Here is a 20,883-nt window from a genome sequence, read left to right on the forward strand (position 1 = left end):
CGCGGGACCGCGTCGGGCGGGTCCACGCCCGGGCGGCCGTGGCGTGAACATCACATGGCCGGAGCCCGCGGGCGTTACGCGTGCGAGGCCAGGGGCACCCGGGGAGCCGTGGCGGATCCGCACCGGAGCCGCCGCAGTCTGCCTGGAGGTGAAGGACATGGGTCACGGCGGGAACGTGATCGACGAACTGGTGACGGATCACCGCGAGGTCGAGGAGATGTTCGGCCGGATCGAGGCGCTGCCGCCCGGCGACGCCCACCGCAAGCAGCTGGCCGACCAGGCGACCATCGAACTGGTCCGGCACTCGGTCGCCGAGGAGGCGTACCTCTACCCGGCGGTGCGGGAGCACGTGCCGGACGGGAACGCCATCGCGGACCGGGAGATCGAGGACCACTCCAAGGCCGAGCAGATCATGAAGGACCTGGAGGGCCACGGGGCGGACGACGCCGAGTTCGACCGGCTGATCGGCATGTTGATGACCGAGATCCGCTCGCACGTGGCCGACGAGGAGGAGAACCTCTTCCCGTCGCTGCGGGCCGCGTGCTCGGCCGAGACGCTCGACGAGCTGGGTGACAAGGTCCGGCAGGCGAAGAAGACGGCCCCGACCCGGCCGCACCCGTCCGCCCCGGACAAGCCCCCGGCCAACAAGCTGCTCGCCCCCGGCGCCGGACTGGTGGACCGGATGCGCGACGCGCTGACCGGACGCGGCAAGAAGAGCTGACGCCCCCGCAGGACCACCACCGGACGACCCGGGCCCGCCGTACCCGCGGCGGGCCCTGTCCGCGCGTACCGGGGAACCACCGCGGTGTGGCGGCCGTCACGCCCGCCCGCGGACCCCTGTGAGGAACCGCACTGGGGGCGACAAGTGTCCCTGCCCGTACGGGCGTTGACGAGGACTGCGACAGCGGTCCGCACGGCGCTCCCGCCGACTCGCCCCCCACTTCTGCCACGATGGTCCGCGCCGTGACCCGGCACCCCCCATCGGATCGCCCGCGCAGCGCAGCCCGGCGGTTCCCGTGCCCGACGACCTCACCGTCCCGAGCCCCCGGAAACTCCGAGTACGCCTGTGTCTTCCTCGCCCTCCCCCGCGCCCGTCGGCGGCGCGTCCCGTTCCCCCTGGCGATCGCTGCGGTACCGCAGTATGCGCTGGTGGTCCGTCGCGAACTTCGTGTCGAACGCCGGTACGTGGATGCAGCTCACGGTGCAGAACCTGCTGGTCCTCCAGATCACCGGGTCCGCCGCCGCGACCGGCCTGTCCATGTCCGTGCAGGCGGCGCCCGCGCTGCTGATCAGCCTGCTGGGCGGCGCGGCGGTCGACCGCTTCCCGCGCAAGCTGACGGCGGCCGTCAGCCAGGCCGCGCTCGGCGCCATCGCGTTCGTCACGGCGACCCTGGTGGCGCTCGACCAGCTGAACATGACCACCCTGATGGTGCTGGCCGCCGTCACCGGCGTCGTCGCCACCGTCGACGGACCGGCGTGCGCCCTGCTGGGCAACGACCTCGTGCCGCCGGAGGACGTGCCGTCCGCGATCGGCGTGGGCGCGCTGGTGCACAACGCGGGGCGGCTCGTCGGGGCGGCGCTGGCCGGGGTGACGGTCGGCCTGCTCGGCACGGCCTCCGCGTACGCCGCGAACGGTCTGTCGTTCCTCTTCGTCGCCGCGGTGATCCCGTTCCTGCGGCCCGCGTACGGGGCGGTGCGGGCGGTGCCGGTCACGGCGGGGCGCGTGCCCCAGGGCCGGGCGGTGCGGGAGGGGCTGGCCTTCTTCGTGCGGCGGCCCCGGCTGCTCGCGCTGGCCGCCGTCACCGGGGTCAGCGCGGTCTTCGGCCGGAACTACGCGCTCACCCTCGCCGTGCTGGTCACCGGGCCGCTCGCGGGCGGCGCCGGGGCGTTCGGCACGGTCTCCACGGTGCTCGCGGTGGGCGGCATCGTCGGCGCGGTGCTCGGCGCGCGGCTGCGCAGGCCCTCCGTGCGGCTGGTGGGGACGCTCGCCGCTGCGGGCGGACTGCTCCAGGTGGCCGCCGGGCTGTCGCCGTCGCTGGCGGTGCTGCTGGTGCTCGTACTGCCGATGGCGGTCGTGGAGTCCGTCTCCGACACCGCGGGGACGGCCGTCCTGCAGACCGACCCGCCGTCCCGTCTGCGGGGCCGGGTGCTCGGCGTCTGGGGCAGCGTCGGCACCGTGTGGAGCCTGGGCGGCCCGCCCGCCCTCGGTCTGCTGATGGAGCTGGCGGGAGCGCGCGGCGCCCTGGTCGCCGGTGGGCTGATCATCGCGTGCTCCATCGCCTCCGGCCACCTCGCCCACCGTCGCCGCCGCGTCGTGCCGACGGTCGTCGTCCAGCCGGAGGAACACCACACGCCCGCCCCGGCGGTCCTGGGCACGGCCGCCTGAGCCTCACTCCCCGGCCGTCAGCAGCTTGCGCACGGCCCGGAGCACGTCCTCGGGCGTGAAGGGCGCCGCCGCGGAACCGTCGAGGAGGATCGCGGGCACCTTGTACGGCGTCCAGGTGCCGGTCAGCGACACGACGGGGGTCGCCACGGCCGCGGCCAGCTGCGCGGTGGCCGGGTCGGCGGTGACCACGGCGTCGGCGGCCCGCAGGACTCCCGTCAGCTGGCGGGGCGTGGTCCGGCCGCCGACGTGCACGGCCGTGGCGCCGCCGACGCGCCGGGTGAGCGCCTCCTCGGCGGGGCCGCCGGTGACGACGACGCGGTGACCGGCGTCGGCGAGCAGCTCCACCGCCCGCGCACAGCGGTCCGCGTCCGCGGCGAGCCCCGCCGGGTGGACGACGAGGTACGGGCCGTTTCCGGTGAGACCCGCGGTGTCGGGCGCCGGGAGCACCCGCAGCCGCCCGTCGTCGCCGGTGCGCAGCCCGAACCCCATCGCCTCGGCCGTGTCCAGCGCGGCCCGCGCTTCGGGCTGGTGCGGTGGACGCCGGTGCAGGAGGTCGAGCGGGCCGCGCTCGGCGTCGGGACCGGGGGGCGTCCCGTCCCGGCCGGGCGGGCTCCGGGACCACGGGTCCAGCGGGGCCCGCACGCCGTCGCCCCGGGGGCGCGGTTCCCGTGCCGTCGCGGCGATCACATCCGGGTCCCGCGCCGCCCACGGCCCGTGCCCGTCCGGCGGGCTTCGGTGCGGGCGGGCGAGGCGGCCGTAGGCGTCGTGGTCCCCGGCGGCGCAGTCGGCGCCGACCCGGTGGACGTCGGCCGCGCGGAGCAGCCGGGCCGCGGGCAGCGGGCTGTGCCCGTCCGGGGCGAGGACGAGCGCGACGTCGTACGCCTCGGCGCGCAGCCGCCGTACCAGCTGGCCGGTGCCCCCGCCGTCGCCGGGGTCCCAGGGGCCGTCCCACACCAGGACGTCGTCGACGTGCGGCAGCAGCCCCGCGGCGGGCGCCCCCGGGGTCGCGCACAGCAGGCTCACCCGCGACGCGCGGGTGGCCAGCGCGCGGACGGCGGGCCCGGACTGCAGGACGCCGCCGAAGCCGTCCGGGCGGACGACGAGTGCCCTCACGGCCGCCACCCCCCGGCGCCCTGCCCGGCAGCCGAAACCGCCGCGGGCCCGGGGCGGCGGCCGGAGACGGCGGCGACGGTCCGGGGCAGGCCCTCCCGCCAGGAGGTCCGGGGCACCCAGCCGAACAGTTCGCGGGCGAAGCCGGTGTCGGGTCCGCGTCCGTCGGGCCGTCCGTCGAGGCGTGCCCCGGCCGGGCCGGGCGGCGCGTCGGTGAACTCCAGCGGCGCGGGCGAGCCGGTCAGTTCGAGCACCGCGCGGGCCACCTCGGCGACGGTCGGCCCGGGATCGCCGCCGATGTCGACGGGGCGTACCGAGCGGCCCGCGGCGACCAGCAGGACGCCCTCGGCGGTGTCGTCGGCGTAACACAGGGACAGCGGGCGGCTGCCGTCGCCGGGAACGGTGAGCGGCGCCCCGGCCAGGGCGTGGTCGAGGAACGCGGCCACCGTGCGCCCGTCGTCGGTGCGCATCCGAGGCCCGTACGACGGGTAGACCCGCACGATCCCGGCGTCGCTTCCGCGGGCGCCCGCGTGGGCGGTGACGAGGGCCTCGGCGAACCGGGCAGCCTCGGCGTAGGCGTGCAGGGGGCTGACCGGGTCCCGTGCCTCGTCCGCCGCCCCGTCGGCACCGGAGTCGTCGGACCAGGGGGGCGCCGCGCGGCCGTCGCCGTGGCTCTCGCTGGCCTCGGCCGAGGAGGCGAGCAGGAAGCGGGCAACGTCCCGGTCGGCCAGGGCGAGCGCGGTGCGGGTGCCGAGCCCGGCGGTGTCGAGGGCCTTGAGCGGGCGGCGTCGGCAGTCCGCGGGCGCGCCGGGGCCCGCGAGGTGCAGGACGAGGTCGTACGGGCCGGTGGCGGTGTCCGCGCAGCGGGGGTCCGCGATGTCGAGGTGCAGGTAGCGGAAGCCGGGCTCCCCGGCGAGGTGCTCGACGTTGCCGGGCCGCCCGGTGGTGAGGTCGTCCAGGCAGTCGACTTCGACTCCCGAACGCAGCAGCCGGGTGCACAGGTGCGAGCCGAGGAAGCCCGCTCCGCCGGTGACCAGGGCCCGCCGCCACGGGGGCCGCCGGCCGGAGCTGGGGGTGAACGTCGTCGTCGGCATCATCAACCCGACCTGCCTTCCCGTCGGCTCCCGGACGACGCTCACGGGTAACCAGCGGGGCCGCTTTCATGCTCTGACGGCTACCGAGGCGGGAGGGCTCAGGCGATGAGGGCGGGGCCCGGCTTCAGGCGCTCCAGGAGCTGGGCCCGGTGCAGCGCGGCGACCGGGGCGAGGAGGTCGGGGTGGCGCAGCAGCGCCGCGGCCCCGCGGTCGTGGTCGTCGGGTGCCAGCAGCCGCCGGAACTCCACCGGCGCGCCCGCCAGCCGGCCGCCGTCGGTGAGGGCGGCCACCGCCCGCGCGGCCAGCTCGGGGTCGGTGAGCAGGCACGCCGCCCAGCTGGCCACGGCCTCGTCGACCCAGGTGCGCCAGGCGTGGTCGTCCGCGCTGTCGTACCCGGCCGCGTCCGCGCCGGTGACCCAGTCCAGGCGGGCGGAGCCGCCGGGGCCCGCGATGCCGACCAGGGCCGCGTCGGTGGCCGTGGGGTAGCGCAGCCACGCCGCGACCGTCACCGCCTGCCGGGCCTGCGCCTCACAGAGGGCGGCGGCCACGGCGCCGCCGGAGGCCGGGTAGGCGCGGGTCAGCCAGTAGGTGGTGGCGGCGATCAGCGGGGAGAGGTCTGCGAGCACGGGCGGGCCGTCCGGTTGCGTGCGGGGGAACGGGGCTGGGCGTCGACGGTAACCCCCGGCGCACGGTGGCCGATATGACGGGGGCCGCCTTCGGGGCGTGGTCTGGGCCACACGGTGGTCTTGCGCCGGGCCACCGGTTACTCCATGGTTGACGCGCGTCACATGGACGGGCACATTCCATGGTTGACGCGCGTCACCTCGCACGTCCCGTACGGCACCAGCACATCCGATCCGTCCTTTTCCAGCCTGGAGATCCCATGCTCAGACGCATCGCCCGACTGATCGCCGCTTTTGTCATGATCACGTCTGGTGTGGTGGCGGGGGCCGTCGCCACCACCGGCACCGCGCACGCCGACGGCTGTTACACCTGGAGCCGGACCCTGTCCCAGGGCTCCTCCGGCTCCGACGTCAGCCAGCTCCAGATCCGCCTCGGCGGCTACCCCGGATACGGCTCCGTCCTGGCCGTGGACGGCTCCTTCGGTCCGGCCACCGCCGCCGCCCTGAAGCGCTTCCAGTCCGCGTACGGCCTGGCCGCCGACGGGGTCGCGGGTCCCAACACCTACAACAAGCTGTACGCGCTGCAGGACGACGACTGCACGCCCATCCACTTCACCTACAGCGAGCTGAACCGGTGCAACAGCACCTGGTCCGGCGGCGCGGTGAGCGCGGGGACCGCCAAGTCCAACGCGCTGCGCACGATGTGGAAGCTGGAGGCCATGCGGCACGCGCTCGGCGACGCTCCGATCCGGGTGACCAGCGGCTTCCGCTCGTACTCCTGCAACTCGGCGGTGGGCGGCGCCAGCAACAGCCGCCACCTGTACGGTGACGCGGCCGACCTCGGCGCCGGTTCGCACTCCCTGTGCACCATGGCCAAGCAGGCCCGCTACCACGGGTTCCGGGGCATCCTCGGCCCCGGCTACCCGGGCCACAGCGACCACACGCACGTCGACCACCGGTCCAGCCGGTACTGGTCCGCGTCGTCCTGCGGCATCTGACGGAACCACCGGTCACACGGTCGGGACGGGGCGTCCGGCGGAAAACCCGTTGCGGGGACCGCCGGGCGCCCCGGACCCTGACCCGCATGTCCTACCGCACGCGGCCCGCCTCACCGAGCGACGCGCCCGCCATCACCGAACTGCTCAACGAGGTCGACCGCATCGAGATCGGCCGCCCCGAGACGGATCCACAAGACGTCGAGAGGGACTTGAGGAACCCTGAAACCGACCTGGAGCGCGACTCGTGGCTCGCCTTCGACGGCGACCGCCTGGTCGCCTACGGGCTGCTGTGGGACGAGTCCGGCAGCGAGCGCGTCGACATCGACCACTACGTGCTGCCCGACCACCAGCGTGCGGGCGAGCTGCTGCTGGACGGCATGGAGGCCAGGGCCGTCGAGAAGGCCCGCGACAACGGCGCCTCCCGCGCGGTGGTCCACCTCCACCTCAACGTGGAGCCCACGCTGGATACCGCCCTGATCGAGAAGCGCGGCTGGTCCACCGTACGGCGCTACCACGTGCTGCGGCGGTCCCTCGACCCCGCGGCGGACGTGGCGCCGACGCCGCCCGCGGGAGTGCGGATCCGGCCGTGCGCCGAGGAGGCGGACCGGATACGCCTGCACGAGCTGTACCAGACCAGCTTCGCCGAGCACTTCGACTTCCAGCCGCGCTCGTACGCGCAGTGGCTGCACGACATCGGCGCGGAGCGCGCCGACTGGTCACTGGCGTGGATCGTGTCCACCGACGACCTCGGCGACGTCGGCTTCCTGTTCGCGCGGAACGACCGGGAGTCCATGGGGTGGATCCGCGGCCTCGGCGTCCTGGCCACAGCCCGCGGCCGGGGTCTGGGCGGGCTGCTGCTCCGACATGCCTTCGCGGCGTTCGCCGACCGGGGCCGGGACACCGTCGGGCTCGGCGTGGACACCGCCAACTCCACCGGGGCGCCCCAGCTCTACGGCCGCAACGGCATGACGGTCCACTACGCCGTCGACACCTGGGAGGCCGTACTGGCCGGCTGACCGCCCGGCCCGGTGGTCCGTTCAGTCCTCTCAGTCCTCACCCCGCACGATGTTGCCGTCCCGGCCCTCGGGACGGGGGCCGGAGGCGCCCTGCCGGTCGACGGCGGGCAGCCAGGTCCGCGGGGCGCCGCCCCCGCGCCGGAGTCGGCGGGCCGTGGTCCAGCCGGTCTCCGGGGGACGGACGGTGTGCTGGTCGCCGGCGTGCGTGGTCACGGGGTCTCATCTTCCTTCCGCGCGCGCCCGGTCGGCGGGACCGCCGTGTGCGCGGTGCCCGCAGGGGCGCATCGGTCGTGTCACCGGGGACGGGTCTCCGGAAGACGCCCCCGCAAACGCCGTACGCCGGACTCCGCGCGCCTCCCGGATCAGATGTCCCGTCGTTCCAGGGGGCGCACGGCGGGCCCTTGCAGCACGCTGCCGTCCGGGGCGAACCGGGAGCCGTGGCAGGGGCACTCCCACGCCTGCTCGGCGCGGTTGAACGCCACGACGCACCCCAGGTGCGTGCAGCGGGCGGAGACGGCGCGCAGGGTGCCGTCCGCGTCGCGGTGCACCGCGCACCGGTGTCCGCCGACGTGCAGCACGGCCCCGTCGCCGGGGGCGATGTCGTCGGGCGACGGCCGGGTGGTGGCGGGCAGCCGGTCGCCGACGAAGTGCCGGGCGACGTCGGCCTGGTGCTTGAGGAACGCCGGTGCCTCGCGCATCACGGAGGCGATACGGCGCGGGTCGTACAGCTCGCCCCAGGGCGACTCCCGGCCGGTGATCCGGTCGCAGAGCAGCCGGCCCGCCATGATGCCGCCGCTCAGCCCCCAGCCGCCGAAGCCGGTGGCCACCTGCACGTGGCGGCTGCCGGGGTGCAGCGGTCCGACGAGCGGTACGGAGTCGGTGGAGTCGTTGTCCTGGGTGGCCCAGCGGTGCGTGAACGTCAGCGGGCCGAAGTGCCGCCCCGCCCACTCCGCGAGCCGCTCGAAGCGCTCCTCGGTGTCGCCGCCCGCGCCCGGCGTGAAGTGCTCGCCGGTCACGATGAGCAGCCGTTCGCCGTCCCGGTGGGGCGCGGTGCGCACCGAGCGGGTGTTCTCCTCCGGCGTGATGTACATGCCCTCGGGCGCGCGGGCCGCGTCCAGGGGCGCCGCCACCACCAGTTCGCGGCGCGGGGAGAGCCGGGTGAACAGCAGCGCCCGGTCGAAGACGGGGTAGTGGGTGGCGACGACCACGGCGTCCGCGGTGATCCGGGCGCCCGCCTCGGTGGTGAGCTGACAGGGCTCGCCCTCCTTCAGACCGACGACCCGCGTGCCCTCGTACAGCTGGCCGCCGAGCCGCCGGATGCCGTCCGCGAGGCCCAGCAGGTACTTGCGGGGGTGGAACTGCGCCTGCTCCGCGACCCGGACGGCGCCCGCGACCGGGAACGGCAGCGCGGTCTCGGTGACGAACTCGGCGGGCAGCCCCGCCTCCCGGGCCGCCGTCGCCTCGGCGCGCAGCGTGGGGACCTGGGCGGGGTCGCGGGCGAAGGTGTACGCGTCGGTGTCCTCCCAGTCGCAGTCGATGCCGAGTTCTGCGACGGTCTGGGCGGCGTACCGGATCGCCTCCGTCTGCGAGCGGGCGTACAGCCGGGCGCCGTCCGCGCCCCGGGTGCGGCGCAGCCGGTCGTAGACCAGGGTGTGCTGCGCGCTGAGCTTGGCGGTGGTGTGGCCGGTGACCCCGGCGGCGATCCGATCCGCCTCCAGGACGGCCACGCCCCGGCCCCGCCTCACCAGCTCCCACGCCGTGCTCAGCCCGGCGATCCCGGCGCCGACGACCGCGACGTCCACGGTGAGGTCGCCGTCCGGGGGCGGCGCGGGGTCGCCGGGCGGCAGGGTGTCGAGCCAGTACGAACGGAGGGTGGCTGCCTGGTGGTCCATGCTCCCTGCTGTTCCCGCGACGGTGCAGGTCACACCGGGTCCGTAGGCCGTTCGGCGGAGCCCTCGCCGGCGCGCGCACCACGTGCGGCACGCCCGCCCACCAGGTGCGGGCAGGGGGTGTGCGGGCGCATCCTGGCTGTGTCGCCAGTGCGACGGCTCGTGGGGAACAGGTGGGCGATGAGCGGGAGGCCCGAAGACGGAAACGGGACGCCGGGGCGGTTGGCGGAGGCGCTGACGCGGGCCGCGGTGGCGGCGCTCGCTGTGACCGAGGGGCGGGTCTCAGGCGTGTACCTGCCGTGCCCGACCCCCGGTGAGCTGCGGCTCGCGGTCCTCGCGGGACTACCCGGGTCGCTGTTCCGGCCGTGGTGGCGGCTGCACATCGACCGCCGTTTCCCGGTGGCGGACGTCTACCGGCTCGGCGTCCAGGTGGTACTGCCGAACACCACCCAGGCGATGCGCCGCTACCCGCAGTTCGCGGCGGGGCTGCCCCTGCCGATCGGGGCGATCTTCGTGCCGGTCGCCGACGCGGAGGAGACGCTCGGGGTGCTCACCGTGCTGCGCCCGTCCGCCGCCGACGCCACCGAGGTGCTGCCCGAGCGTGAGCGGCTCACCCGCGCCGCCGAGTCCCTCGCCGCCGACCTGCGCCGTCTGGAAGCCGACGGTACGCCGCTGACCTGGGACGACGACCCGGTGTGCGTACGACCGCCCGCGTCCGCTCCGGACACCCCGCACGCCGGGCGCTTCCGCTGGCACCCCGCCACCGGCACGGTCACCGCCGACCACGGCCTGCGCGCCCTGCTCGGCACGTCCGGCGCCGGGGTTCCGGGCACCGCCCAGACGTTGGCCGAGGCCGTCACCCCGCACGACCCGCACCGCCTCCTCTCGGCCCTGCGTGCCACGTCCCACGGCGACCCGCCGGGCCAACACCTCCAGGTCCGGGCGCCGAGCGGGGCGCCGCGGCTGGTGGCGCTGTGGGCCGAGGCCCCCGCGCGCCCCGACGTCCCAGCCGGGCGCCCCGTGACCGGCGTCGTGCTGGAAACGCCGGGGTCGGTGGCGGAAGCGACGGTCGACCGCTTGCCGCACGGGGTGTTCTGCCTGGACCGGCTCGGCACGGTCGTGTACGCCAATCCGCGCGCCGCGCAGCTGTTCGACCGCCCGCGCGCGGAGCTGGTCGGCGCGCCGCTCTGGGAGGGCGTGCCCTGGCTCGCGCAGCCCGCCTGCGAGGACCACCTGCGGACCGCCCTGCTGTCGCCTGACCCGGTGGAGTTCCACGTCCGGAGGCCCGGCCCGCAGTGGCGCGCCGGCCTTCCGGAGCCTTACGCGTACGAGGGCGACTGGCTCACGCTGTCCGTCCAGCCCGGCCCCGACCTGCTGGTCTGCACCGTCGCCCCGGCCCGGCACCGGGACGGTGACCAGCCCGCCCCCGGCCCGGAGCGCACCGGCACCGCACGGCCCGGTGCCGCCCCGGAGCGCACCTCTGTGACGGGAACCGGCGTCGCCGCCCCCGGAGACACCACCACGGGGACCCACGCTCCCGCCCCGACGTACACCGACACGCGGCCCGGCGCCCCCACTCCGGCCACCCCGTCCGCCGGTGTCACGTCGATGAACCCCGCGTACCGTCCCATCGTGCTGGCGATCGCCCTGTCCGAGGCGGTCACCGCCCGGCAGGTGTCGGCGGTGGTGATGCAGGAGTTGCTGCCCGCGTTCGGCGGCCGTCGCCTCGCCATCTACCTGCTCCACGACCGGCACCTGTACCTGGCCTGGGAGACCGGCTTCCCGGAGGGGTTCCTCAGCCCTTTCGAGGGGGTGGGGCTGGACGCGCACCTGCCCGGCGTGGAGACACTCACCACCGGCCAGCCGCTGTTCTTCGACACGATGGAACAACTGGCGGCCGCCTACCCCGGCATCCCGCTGGACGCCTCGCGGGGCGCCCGCGCCTTCCTGCCGCTGATCGCCTCGGGGCGGCCGGTCGGCTCCTGCATCCTCGGCTTCGACCAGCCGCGCGGCTTCAGCACCGAGGAGCGCACCGTGCTCACCGCGCTGGCGGGACTGATCGCGCACGCCATGGAGAAGGCGCAGCGGTACGAGACGGAGGCGGCGCTGGCCCGCGGGCTCCAGCGGGCGCTGCTCCCCCGGCGGCTCCCGACACATCCGCTGGTGGAGACCGCGGGCCGGTACCTGCCGGGTACCGAGGGCATGGACGTCGGCGGTGACTGGTACGACGTCGTCGAGGCGGGCGACGGGCTGGCGCTGGTCATCGGCGACGTCCAGGGCCACGGGGTGCAGGCCGCGGCGACGATGGGGCAGTTGCGCAGTGCCGTCCGGGCGTTCGCGCTGGACGACCGGTCCCCCGACGAGGTCCTCGACGGCACCAACCGGCTCCTCGTCGACCTCGACCCGGGTCAGTTCGCGACCTGCTGCTACGTACGCCTGGACCCGGTGTCGGGTCTGGCGCTGCTGGCCCGCGCAGGGCACCCGCCGCCGCTGCTGCGTCGCCCGGACGGCCGCACGCGGGTGGTGGACATCCCCGGCGGGGTGGTGCTGGGCGTGGACCCGCACGCCCGGTACCCCGTGGCCGAGCTGCGGATGGCGCCCGGCTCGCTGCTGGCGCTCTACACCGACGGTCTGGTGGAGCGGCCCGGCGCCGACATCGACGACGGGATCGCCGCGCTGCGGGTGGCACTGGCCAGGACGGGGGTGCCGGTGGTGCAGCCGGGCGGCCGGGCCTTGGCCCGGGTCGCGGACCAGCTCACCACGGCGGCCCGGCACGCCGTGGACCGGCCCGACGACATCGCGCTGCTGCTCGCGGCCCGCCGCGTCGGCCGCACCCGCTGACCCGGGGCCCACCAGGGGACGTGGACGGCACCTCTTCACGGAAGGCCGTGAATCGCGAGGGATCACCACGAATGACCTACATGACTGTTGTGACCGCTCTCGCCTCATACGGCACCGCAAGGTAGACATGGGTATATGGTCCGGCTATTGGGTCGCTCCGGAACGCGGACGTCGCCCCGCCCCGGAGAGGAGCGCGCACAGCGCCGCGCCCGCCGGGGCGGCGCGCCGCGAGGCCCCGGCGCGGGGCTGCGGCCAGCACTGGGCGGTCGCAGTCTCGCCGGTCAGGTGTTCGTCCTGCACGTGGTGATCGTGCTGGTGCTGGTGGCCGCCGCGGTGGTGGCGCTGGTGCTCCAGGGGCGCGTCGCCAGCACCCGCGAGGCCCGCAACCGGTCGCTGGCGGTCGCGGAGACGTTCGCGAACGCGCCGGGCATCCGGGCGGCGCTGGCCTCCCCCGACCCGACCGCCGTGCTCCAGCCCTCCGCGGAGGCCGCGCGCAAGGCGGCGAACGTGGACTTCATCGTCGTACTGAACACCGACGGGATCCGCTACACCCATCCCAAGCCGGACCGGATCGGGAAGAAGTTCGTCGGCACGATCGAACCCGCGCTCGAAGGGCGTTCCTTCACCGAGGAGATCGACGGGACCATCGGGCGGCTGGTGCAGGCGGTGGTGCCCGTCAAGGCGCCGGACGGCACCGTGGTGGGGCTGGTGTCGTCCGGGATCACCACCCGGCACGTCGGCAGCGCGGCGGACCGGCAGCTTCCGCTGGTGCTGGGCGCGGCGGCCGCCGCGCTGGCGGTGGCGCTCGGCGGCACCGCGCTGGTCAGCAGGCGGCTGCTGCGCCAGACCCACGGGCTCGGCCCGCGGGAGATGACCCGGATGTACGAGCACCACGACGCGGTGCTGCACGCCGTCCGGGAGGGGGTGATCATCGTGGGCGGCGGGGGCGACCTGCTCCTCGCCAACGACGAGGCGCAGCGCCTGCTCGGCCTGCCCGCCGACGCCGAGGGACGGCACGTGCGCGACCTCGGTCTCGACCCCGACACGGCCGCGCTGCTGGACTCGGGACGGGTCGCGACGGACGAGGTGCACCTGGTGGGCGACCGGCTGCTGGCGATCAACCAGCGGCCGACGGACCTGCGGGGCGGCCCGCCCGGCAGCGTCGCCACGCTCCGCGACTCCACCGAGCTGCGCGCCCTGTCCGGCCGGGCGGAGGTGGCCCGGGAACGCCTCGACATGCTGTACGCCGCCGGGGTGGGCATCGGCACCAGCCTGGACGTCACCCGGACCGCGGAGGAGCTGGCGGAGCTGGCGGTGCCGCGGTTCGCGGACTACGTCACGGTGGACCTCTTCGACGCGGTCCTCGGCGGTGACACCCCGGAGCCCGGGACCCAGCTGCGGCGGGCCGCGTTCAGCGGGGTGCGCGGGGACGTCCCGCTGTACCCGGTGGGCGAGCGGATCGACTTCATCCCCACCTCCCCGCAGGCGCGCGGCCTGCTCACCGGCCAGGCCGTGCTGGAGCCGGACCTCCGGACGGCGACGGGCTGGCAGGCGCAGCACCCGCAGCGTACCGCCCGGGTGATGGAGCACGGCGTCCACTCGCTGATCACCGCGCCGCTGCGGGTGGGCTCGCTGGTCCTGGGGCTGGTGAACTTCTGGCGGGCGCAGAAGCCGGACCCCTTCGACACGGAGGACCTGGAGCTGGCGGAGGAGCTGGCGGCGCGGGCCGCGGTCTCCATCGACAACGCGCGCCGCTACACGCGCGAGCACACCATGGCGGTGACGTTGCAGCGCAGTCTGCTGCCGCGCAGCCTGCCCGAGCAGAACGCCCTGGAGATCGCCTACCGCTACCTGCCCGCGCAGGCGGGTGTCGGCGGCGACTGGTTCGACGTACTGCCGCTGTCGGGGACGCGGGTGGCGCTGGTGGTGGGCGACGTGGTCGGCCACGGGCTGCACGCGGCGGCCACGATGGGGCGGCTGCGGACCGCCGTGCACAACTTCTCCGCGCTTGACCTGGCCCCCGACGAACTGCTCGCGCTCCTCGACGACATGGTGGCGCGGATCGACCAGGACGAGACGGCGGAGGGCGGCACCGCGCCGGTGACGGGCGCGACGTGCCTGTACGCGGTGTACGACCCCGCCGCACGGCGCTGCACGCTGGCCCGGGCCGGCCATCCGCCGCCCGCGCTGGTCCGGCCGAACGGCTCGGTGGACTTCCTCGACGTGCCCGCCGGTCCCCCGCTGGGCCTGGGCGGGCTGCCCTTCGAGACGGCGGAGGTGGAGCTGGCCGAGGGCAGCAGGCTGGTGCTGTACACGGACGGGCTGGTGGAGGACCGTACCCGGGACATCGACGAGGGCCTGGACCTGCTGCGCGCCGCGCTGGAGGAGGCGGGCCCGTCGCCCGAGGACACCTGCCGGGCGGTGGTGGACGCCCGGCTGCCCGCCCGGCCCAGCGACGACATCGCCCTGATCGTGGCCCGCACCCGGGCGCTCGGCCCCGGCCAGGTCGCCCACTACGAGGTGCCGTCGGACCCGGCGGCCGTCGCCGAGGTGCGGGCGGCGGTCACCCGGCAGCTCACCGCCTGGGGCCTGGACGAGGCGGCGTTCACCACGGAACTCATCCTGAGCGAGCTGGTCACCAACGCCATCCGCTACGGCGGCCCGCCCATCCGCGTCCGGGTCCTGCGGGACCGCACCCTGATCTGCGAGGTCTCCGACGGCAGCAGCACCGCCCCGCACCTGCGCTACGCCGCGATGACGGACGAGGGCGGGCGCGGCCTGTTCCTGGTGGCCCAGCTCGCCGAACGCTGGGGCACCCGCTACCTGCCGGGCGGCAAGGTGATCTGGGCGGAGCAGCCGTTGCCGTGAGGCGGGGCGGGCCCAGCGCGTCCCCGGCGTCGCGGGGCAGGCGGGACTCCCGCCGCACGCCCTACGCTTGGGCGGCGTGAGGAGCTGTGGAGTCGGGAACCCGCGCTCATGACGGCGGGGCGGGCGGTCGAGGCGGCCGTGGGCGCGGTGGCGCGGCTCACCGGGCGGCGGGTGGTGTGGCGGCGGGGGCTGTCGGGGACGCTGGTGGAGGCCGGGCTCGACGACGGGCGGGTGGCGGTGGCCAAGCGCGGTGACGCGCCCGGTGCCGTGCGGGCCGAGGCGGCGGGCCTGGCGTGGCTGCGGGACGCGGACGCGGTGCGGGTGCCCGAGGTGTACGGGCGGGACGCCGACTGGCTGGTGACCGAGCGGGTGACGACCGGGGCGCCGGACGCTGCGGCGGCCGTGCGGTTCGGCCGGGAGCTGGCCGCGCTGCACGCGGCGGGCGCGCCCGCGTTCGGCGCCGGACCGCCCGGCGGGAGCGTGGACGCGTACATCGGGCGCGCGCCGATGCGCAACGAGCCGGGCGCGGAGTGGGCGGGCTGGTACGCCGAGCACCGCGTGCTGCCGTACCTGCGCCAGGCGGTCGACGCGGGTGCGGTGCGGTCCGCCGACGCGGGTGTGGTCGAGGAGGTGTGCGCGCGGCTGCCGGAGCTGGCCGGGCCGCCGGAGCCACCGGCGCGGCTGCACGGCGACCTGTGGAACGGCAACGTGCTCTGGGGCTCGGACGGCCGGGTCCGGCTGATCGACCCGGCGGCGCACGGCGGGCACCGGGAGACGGACCTGGCGATGCTGCGGCTGTTCGGCTGCCCGCACCTGGAGAGGGTCGTGGCGGGCTACGCGGAGGTACGGCCGCTCGCGGACGGCTGGCGCGCACGCGTCGGCGTGCACCAGCTCTTCCCTCTCCTGGTGCACGCGGTGCTCTTCGGTGGCGGCTACCCGCGCCAGGCCGTCGACGCCGCGCGGACGGCCCTGGCGGGGTGAGGATCTCCCGTCTCCCGTCTCCCCCGGCCAGGGCCGGATGCCGACGTGCCGGGCGGGCTCAGCCGCCGTCGAGGCGTGCGCGGAGGAGTCCCTTGCCCAGCTCGGCGCCCTTGCGGCTGTCGGCCTGGGCCTTGCGGAACAGCTCCGCGACCTCGGAGTCCTTGTCGCGCTCGGCGTCCTCGATGTACTGCTCCAGACGCAGCGCGTTGTCCAGGCAGGACTCCACGTACCAGATCAGGTTGTAGTCCCTGTCGCGGGTACCGGTGACGCCGCCGGTCTCCGTCTGGCTGGTCATACGGGCCTCCTTGGCGTTGGGTTCGCTTCGGGTTCGCGACGCCGCCCGGGTACCCGTGGTCCTCGCACACACACGGCGTCGTCGAACGCGCCCACGGCGCAGGAACGCTCCGGCAAAGCGCCAGGCCACGCCACCCCTTCCGCACCGACGCGCGCCGTAGAAATATCCACGAGCACGCGAGGGCCCGAACGGTGAGCCGGGGGACCGTACCGGACAGCAAGGGCCGTACCAGACAGCAGGCGGAGTCGATCATGAGCAACACACTGTGGGCACGCGGCGTGGAGTGGCTCGCCGCCGCGGCCCCGAACCCCCGGGCGTGCAAGCGGGGCTGGGACCAGGGCGAGGGCATCGCCCTGCTGGAGGCGGGACGCTACTGGGATCTGGTGAGCGTGCCCGACCGGCTGGGGCTGCTCGCCCTGGACCTGCTCTGGCGGCCCTCGCTGCCGGTGCCGGGGCCGACGCTGGTGGACACGGCGGCCCACCGGGTCGGGTTCTTCCTGCCGCCGGACCGCGACAGCCGCTGGATCGGCGCCGGGCTGCGCCACGCGACCAGCGGCGCCTGGGTCGCGGTGCCGCCGCCGTACCGGCCCGCCCGCTTCCTGGAGTGGGTGATCCCGCCGGACGGATCGGGCGCGCTGCACGCCCCCGTCACCCTGGAACTCGCCCTGCGGCAGGCCAACGGCACGCTCGCCGTGCTGGAGCCGGTGCGCGGGGCGGAGCGGGTCACGGGTCCGGGGCTGCCGTGACGGCCGCTGCCCCCGCCACCGCCTCCCGGGCCGCTGAGGCCGTGACACGGATCGGGGGGCCCGACCGGTCCCCCGTTCCGGTCGTGCCCCCGCGCGCTCGTCGAACTTACGTGGGAAACGCCTCGCTTGTGAATCGTCGCGATGCCTGCTTCCGCCCGCGGAGGGCTCAATCGTGCACAGGCGAGTCCGGATTGCCGGGTTCGGTGCCCGTTTCGTGCCCTGGCCCGCACAGGGTGGGTGCCGGCACGGCCCCCAGGGCGAGATGGGCGAGCACGGTCTCGTAGAGGTCGGCTCCGGAGGTCAGCAGCTGGCGTTCGAGGACCGGCTCGGCGCTGCGGACGTGTTCGCGCACCGTCTGGGCGTGTACGCCGAGCAGGTGCGCGGCGCGTTCCGCGTTGCCCCCGGCGGCGATCCAGCCGCTCAGGGTCCGGCGCAGATCGCGGGTGTCGTGCTCCAGGCGGCCCAGCAGCCCGGCCGCCCAGGCGCGCACGGCGGGCCCGGCCAGCAGCTCGGCGAACCCGGGGGCGGCCGGGACGTCACCGTCGTCCGGTACGGCGTCCAGTCCGGCCTCGGTGTTCACGGCGAGGTGGACGGCGGCCCGGGCCGTGAGGTCGGAGAAGTCGGCGCCCAGCAGCGCTTCCACGCGCTCCATCCGGGCCCGGACGGTGTTGCGGCTGACGCCGAGGATCTTCGCGGTGCTCACGGCCGTGAACTCCAGGCCCAGGCGGGTGGTGGCGAGCAGTTCGGCGCGGGTGTGGTGCGGCAGGCTGTCCAGCGGGCGCAGCACCCGGGCGGTCCAGGCACGCAGCGCGGCGGGGTCCATCAGGCGTTCGGGGTGGCTGCGCTCGGCGTACACCGCGGCCTTGTCGGGGCGGAAGCGGGCGACGGCGAGGGCGCTGACGGCCTGTCCGTAGGCGGTGGCCGTCTGGGCGAGGCGCTGGCGGGCGCTGCCGCCGAGGAAGGTGTGCGGGCGCGGCCGGACCAGGTCGCGCAGCGCGCCGGTCTCCGCCTCGCCGGGGGTCAGGATGATCACGTGCTGGTCCATGGCGGGGCAGCGCACCACCAGGGCGCGTTCCCCGATCGCGTCGAGGCACTCGGCGGCGAGCCGGTCCCGGTCGCCGGGGTGGCTCTCGACGACGTGCACGCTGGCGGTGTCGGTGTCCAGCAGGCCCGGCCAGAGCCCGGCGGCGACCCGGCGGGCCGAGACGGTGTCCTCGACCATCAGCAACTGGAGGATGGCCAGCCGCAGGTCGGCGGCGGCACGTTCGAGCCGGTGCCCGGCGGCGGTGGTCTCGCGGGCCCGCAGGAGTACGTCGATGACGCCCGCGGTGTGGCCGACCATCTCGGCGGTGCGGCGGTCGAAGGGGCCGGGGCGGGCGACGGCCAGCACGCCCGAGGCGGCCGGGGGCGGCAGCTCCACCCGCGCCAGGCGCAGGTGGCGGCCCTCCGCGGCCCACGCGGCGGCCGCGATGCGGCCGGAGGTGAGGTCGGCGACGAGGTCCTCGTCCAGCGGTACCGCGGTGCCCGCGATCAGGGTGCCGGTGTCGTCGGTGAGGGAGACCTCGGCGCCCGCCGTGTGCGCGAGCCAGGTGACGACCCGGTCCACGTCGCGGGAGGTGGGCCGCAGGTGGTCGAGGAGTTCCTCCGCCCAGGTGGGCCGCGGCCCCGGGTGGGCGCTGTCCTCCGCGCCGACCATGTGACCTCCTCCTCTCCCCGTACGGCTCCGGTACCCCACGCCGGACGTTACCCCACGGCACCGACAACGCCCCCGGTCACGCGGGCGGGGCCCGGCGCGGGATGCCGGGCCCCGCCGCGGTCGCGCGGTGGGCCGTGGTCGCGCGGTGGGCCGTGGTCGCGCGGTGGGCCGCGGTCGCGCGGTGGGCCGCGGTCGCGGCGCTCGGGCGGATGCCGACGGCGGCGAGGGCGGTGCCGACGAGGCAGAGGACGCCGGTGACGAGGAGGGCCGCGTCATACCCGCCTCTCCGCCCGGCAGCGGGTCCGCGCGCGCTCCACCCGTGCGCCCGGCATAAGCTCAGCGGATGGCGAAGTACTACGACGTGCACCCCGACAACCCCCAGCCGCGCACCATCGCGCAGGTCGCCGACAGCATCCGCGCGGACGCGCTGATCGCCTACCCGACGGACTCCTGCTACGCGCTGGGCTGCCGCATCGGCAGCCGCGACGGCGTGCAGCGGATCCGGTCGATCCGGCACCTGGACGACCGGCACCACTTCACGCTGGTGTGCCAGGACTTCGCGCAGCTGGGCCAGTTCGTACGGGTGGACAACGACGTGTTCCGCGCGATCAAGGCCTCCACGCCGGGCAGCTACACCTTCATCCTCCCGGCGACGAAGGAGGTGCCGCGGATGCTCCAGCACCCGAAGAAGAAGACGGTCGGCGTGCGCATCCCGGACCACGTCGTCGCCCAGTCCCTGCTGGCCGCCCTCGGCGAGCCGCTGCTGTCCAGCACCCTGCTGCTGCCCGACGAGGACGAGCCGATGACCCAGGGCTGGGAGATCAAGGACCGGCTCGACCACGTCCTGGACGGCGTGGTGGACTCCGGAGACTGCGGCACCGAACCGACGACGGTGATCGACTTCTCGGGGGGCGAGGCGGAGATCGTCCGCCACGGGGCGGGGGACGTCTCGCGCTTCGCGTAGCGGGACGATCGGCGGCACCCGCGCGAGCGTGCCGCAGACCGCCCCACGCATTGACATGCACGCGCCCTAGCGGGATTCTGAGAGCGCTCTCACGAACTGGTACGGACCAACCCCCCACCCGGCCGACTCACCCCCACTCCCCCCACGTACACCCGCACGGAGGTGCAGAGAGTGCTCGCGCGTCTCACCCGCCGCTTGCTGACCATGGCCACCGCGGCCACCCTGCTCGGCACGGCCCTCACACTGGGCTCCGGTCCCTCGGCGCACGCCGCGGTACCGGACTCCATCCCGCTCCAGCTGAAGAACAACTCCGGCCGCGGCGACGCGGTCCACGTCTACGTCCTCGGCACCTCCCTGACGACCGGTCAGCAGGGCTGGGCCGACGCCAGCGGCACGTTCCACGCCTGGCCCGCCGGGGGCGCCCCGCCGGTGCCCGCGCCGGACGCGGCCATCCCCGGCCCCGCCGCCGGACAGACCAAGACCATCCGCATTCCCAAGCTCTCCGGCCGCATCTACTTCTCCTACGGCCAGAAGCTCGACTTCAGACTCGCCACCGGCGGCCTGGTCCAGCCCGCCGTGCAGAACCCCAGCGACCCCAACCGGAACATCCTCTTCAACTGGTCGGAGTACACGCTCAACGACTCCGGCCTGTGGCTCAACAGCACCCAGGTCGACATGTTCTCCGCGCCGTACTCGGTCGGCGTACAGCGCGCCGACGGCAGCACGACGAGCACCGGACGGCTCAAGCCGGGCGGCTACCGCGGCGTCCTCGACGCGCTGCGGGCCCAGCCGGGCGGTTGGTCGGGGCTGCTGCAGACCCGCTCCGACGGCACCGTGCTGCGCGCCCTCTCCCCCGCCTACGGCCTGGAGACCGGGGCGCTCCCCGCCTCCGTCCTGGACGACTACGTCAACCGGGTCTGGCAGAAGTACGCCACGACGACGCTGACGGTGACCCCGTTCGGTGACCGGCCGGACATCAAGTACTACGGCCGGGTCTCGGGCGGCGTCATGCACTTCACCAACTCCTCCGGCGCGGTCGTCACCAGCTTCCAGAAGCCGGACGCGCCCAGCGTGTTCGGCTGCCACCGCCTCCTGGACGCCCCCAACGACCAGGTGCGCGGCCCGATCTCCCGCACGCTCTGCGCGGGCTTCAACCGCTCCACGCTGCTCACCAACCCCCACCAGCCCGACACCTCGGCCGCGGGCTTCTACCAGGACTCCGTGACCAACCACTACGCCCGGGTCATCCACGACCGGATGGCCGACGGCAAGGCGTACGCCTTCGCCTTCGACGACGTCGGCAACCACGAGTCCCTCGTCCACGACAGCGACCCGCGGCAGGCGTACCTCACGCTGGACCCGTTCGACTGAGCCCG

The 20,883-nt window shown here is 75.4% G+C and carries 17 protein-coding genes; 10 read left to right on the forward strand and 7 right to left on the reverse strand.

Annotation, left to right across the window (positions count from 1 at the left end):
• Nucleotides 1-157 precede the first annotated feature (157 nt).
• Complete coding sequence (locus ABZ659_RS25780; protein WP_360224338.1) at nucleotides 158-721, forward strand: hemerythrin domain-containing protein; 564 nt, start codon at nucleotides 158-160, stop codon at nucleotides 719-721.
• A 345-nt stretch (nucleotides 722-1,066) separates the two neighbouring features.
• Nucleotides 1,067-2,386 carry an MFS transporter gene (locus tag ABZ659_RS25785; protein ID WP_360224340.1) on the forward strand — a complete coding sequence of 440 codons (1,320 nt, stop codon included), beginning with the start codon at nucleotides 1,067-1,069 and terminating at the stop codon, nucleotides 2,384-2,386.
• A 3-nt stretch (nucleotides 2,387-2,389) separates the two neighbouring features.
• Here ABZ659_RS25785 and ABZ659_RS25790 read toward each other — a convergent pair whose 3' ends face one another.
• From ABZ659_RS25790 to ABZ659_RS25800, 3 genes are all read right to left on the reverse strand, one after another.
• Nucleotides 2,390-3,499: a glycosyltransferase family 9 protein gene (locus ABZ659_RS25790; RefSeq protein ID WP_360224342.1), complete on the reverse strand. Its 1,110-nt coding sequence runs from the start codon at nucleotides 3,497-3,499 to the stop codon at nucleotides 2,390-2,392.
• A complete protein-coding gene (locus tag ABZ659_RS25795) occupies nucleotides 3,496-4,593 on the reverse strand; it encodes an NAD-dependent epimerase/dehydratase family protein (RefSeq protein ID WP_360224415.1) in 1,098 nt (365 codons plus the stop codon). Before ABZ659_RS25795 ends, ABZ659_RS25790 begins: the two co-directional genes overlap by 4 nt.
• Nucleotides 4,594-4,688: 95 nt before the next feature.
• On the reverse strand, nucleotides 4,689-5,216 hold the full coding sequence (locus ABZ659_RS25800) for a hypothetical protein (RefSeq protein ID WP_360224344.1): 528 nt from the start codon (nucleotides 5,214-5,216) through the stop codon (nucleotides 4,689-4,691).
• A gap of 257 nt (nucleotides 5,217-5,473) precedes the next feature.
• Between ABZ659_RS25800 and ABZ659_RS25805 the strand changes: the two genes are divergently transcribed.
• Nucleotides 5,474-6,211, forward strand: a complete 738-nt coding sequence (locus tag ABZ659_RS25805; RefSeq protein ID WP_360224346.1) for a D-Ala-D-Ala carboxypeptidase family metallohydrolase — start codon at nucleotides 5,474-5,476, stop codon at nucleotides 6,209-6,211.
• Nucleotides 6,212-6,297: 86 nt separating this feature from the next.
• Nucleotides 6,298-7,227: a GNAT family N-acetyltransferase gene (locus tag ABZ659_RS25810; RefSeq protein ID WP_360224348.1), complete on the forward strand. Its 930-nt coding sequence runs from the start codon at nucleotides 6,298-6,300 to the stop codon at nucleotides 7,225-7,227.
• A 30-nt stretch (nucleotides 7,228-7,257) separates the two neighbouring features.
• On the opposite strand, the gene ABZ659_RS25815 is transcribed toward ABZ659_RS25810, so the two are convergent.
• Both ABZ659_RS25815 and ABZ659_RS25820 read right to left on the reverse strand, forming a co-directional pair.
• Nucleotides 7,258-7,440: a hypothetical protein gene (locus ABZ659_RS25815; protein WP_360224350.1), complete on the reverse strand. Its 183-nt coding sequence runs from the start codon at nucleotides 7,438-7,440 to the stop codon at nucleotides 7,258-7,260.
• 149 nt (nucleotides 7,441-7,589) lie between these two features.
• Nucleotides 7,590-9,119 carry an FAD-dependent oxidoreductase gene (locus ABZ659_RS25820; protein WP_360224351.1) on the reverse strand — a complete coding sequence of 510 codons (1,530 nt, stop codon included), beginning with the start codon at nucleotides 9,117-9,119 and terminating at the stop codon, nucleotides 7,590-7,592.
• A 177-nt stretch (nucleotides 9,120-9,296) separates the two neighbouring features.
• On the opposite strand from ABZ659_RS25820, the gene ABZ659_RS25825 reads away from it, so the two are divergent.
• From ABZ659_RS25825 to ABZ659_RS25835, 3 genes are all read left to right on the forward strand, one after another.
• Complete coding sequence (locus ABZ659_RS25825; RefSeq protein WP_360224353.1) at nucleotides 9,297-11,957, forward strand: SpoIIE family protein phosphatase; 2,661 nt, start codon at nucleotides 9,297-9,299, stop codon at nucleotides 11,955-11,957.
• A gap of 135 nt (nucleotides 11,958-12,092) precedes the next feature.
• Complete coding sequence (locus ABZ659_RS25830) at nucleotides 12,093-14,825, forward strand: SpoIIE family protein phosphatase (protein ID WP_360224355.1); 2,733 nt, start codon at nucleotides 12,093-12,095, stop codon at nucleotides 14,823-14,825.
• Nucleotides 14,826-14,933: 108 nt separating this feature from the next.
• Complete coding sequence (locus ABZ659_RS25835; protein WP_360224357.1) at nucleotides 14,934-15,806, forward strand: fructosamine kinase family protein; 873 nt, start codon at nucleotides 14,934-14,936, stop codon at nucleotides 15,804-15,806.
• 58 nt (nucleotides 15,807-15,864) lie between these two features.
• Here ABZ659_RS25835 and ABZ659_RS25840 read toward each other — a convergent pair whose 3' ends face one another.
• Nucleotides 15,865-16,101 (reverse strand): hypothetical protein, encoded by a 237-nt coding sequence (locus ABZ659_RS25840; protein WP_360224359.1) that lies wholly within the window; start codon nucleotides 16,099-16,101, stop codon nucleotides 15,865-15,867.
• A gap of 251 nt (nucleotides 16,102-16,352) precedes the next feature.
• On the opposite strand from ABZ659_RS25840, the gene ABZ659_RS25845 reads away from it, so the two are divergent.
• Nucleotides 16,353-16,847, forward strand: coding sequence for a hypothetical protein (locus tag ABZ659_RS25845; protein WP_360224361.1), 495 nt, complete (start codon nucleotides 16,353-16,355; stop codon nucleotides 16,845-16,847).
• Nucleotides 16,848-17,013: 166 nt separating this feature from the next.
• Here ABZ659_RS25845 and ABZ659_RS25850 read toward each other — a convergent pair whose 3' ends face one another.
• The gene (locus tag ABZ659_RS25850; RefSeq protein WP_360224363.1) at nucleotides 17,014-18,543 is read right to left on the reverse strand and encodes a helix-turn-helix domain-containing protein; all 1,530 of its coding nucleotides are present in this window, start codon (nucleotides 18,541-18,543) and stop codon (nucleotides 17,014-17,016) included.
• A 343-nt stretch (nucleotides 18,544-18,886) separates the two neighbouring features.
• On the opposite strand from ABZ659_RS25850, the gene ABZ659_RS25855 reads away from it, so the two are divergent.
• Together ABZ659_RS25855 and ABZ659_RS25860 are read left to right on the forward strand one after the other, a co-directional pair.
• Nucleotides 18,887-19,507 (forward strand): L-threonylcarbamoyladenylate synthase, encoded by a 621-nt coding sequence (locus ABZ659_RS25855; protein ID WP_360224365.1) that lies wholly within the window; start codon nucleotides 18,887-18,889, stop codon nucleotides 19,505-19,507.
• 171 nt (nucleotides 19,508-19,678) lie between these two features.
• Nucleotides 19,679-20,878, forward strand: coding sequence for a glycoside hydrolase family 64 protein (locus tag ABZ659_RS25860; RefSeq protein WP_360224367.1), 1,200 nt, complete (start codon nucleotides 19,679-19,681; stop codon nucleotides 20,876-20,878).
• Nucleotides 20,879-20,883: the final 5 nt, after the last annotated feature.

Source organism: Streptomyces sp. NPDC006997, assembly GCF_040635175.1.
In the GTDB taxonomy this organism is placed as follows: domain Bacteria; phylum Actinomycetota; class Actinomycetes; order Streptomycetales; family Streptomycetaceae; genus Streptomyces.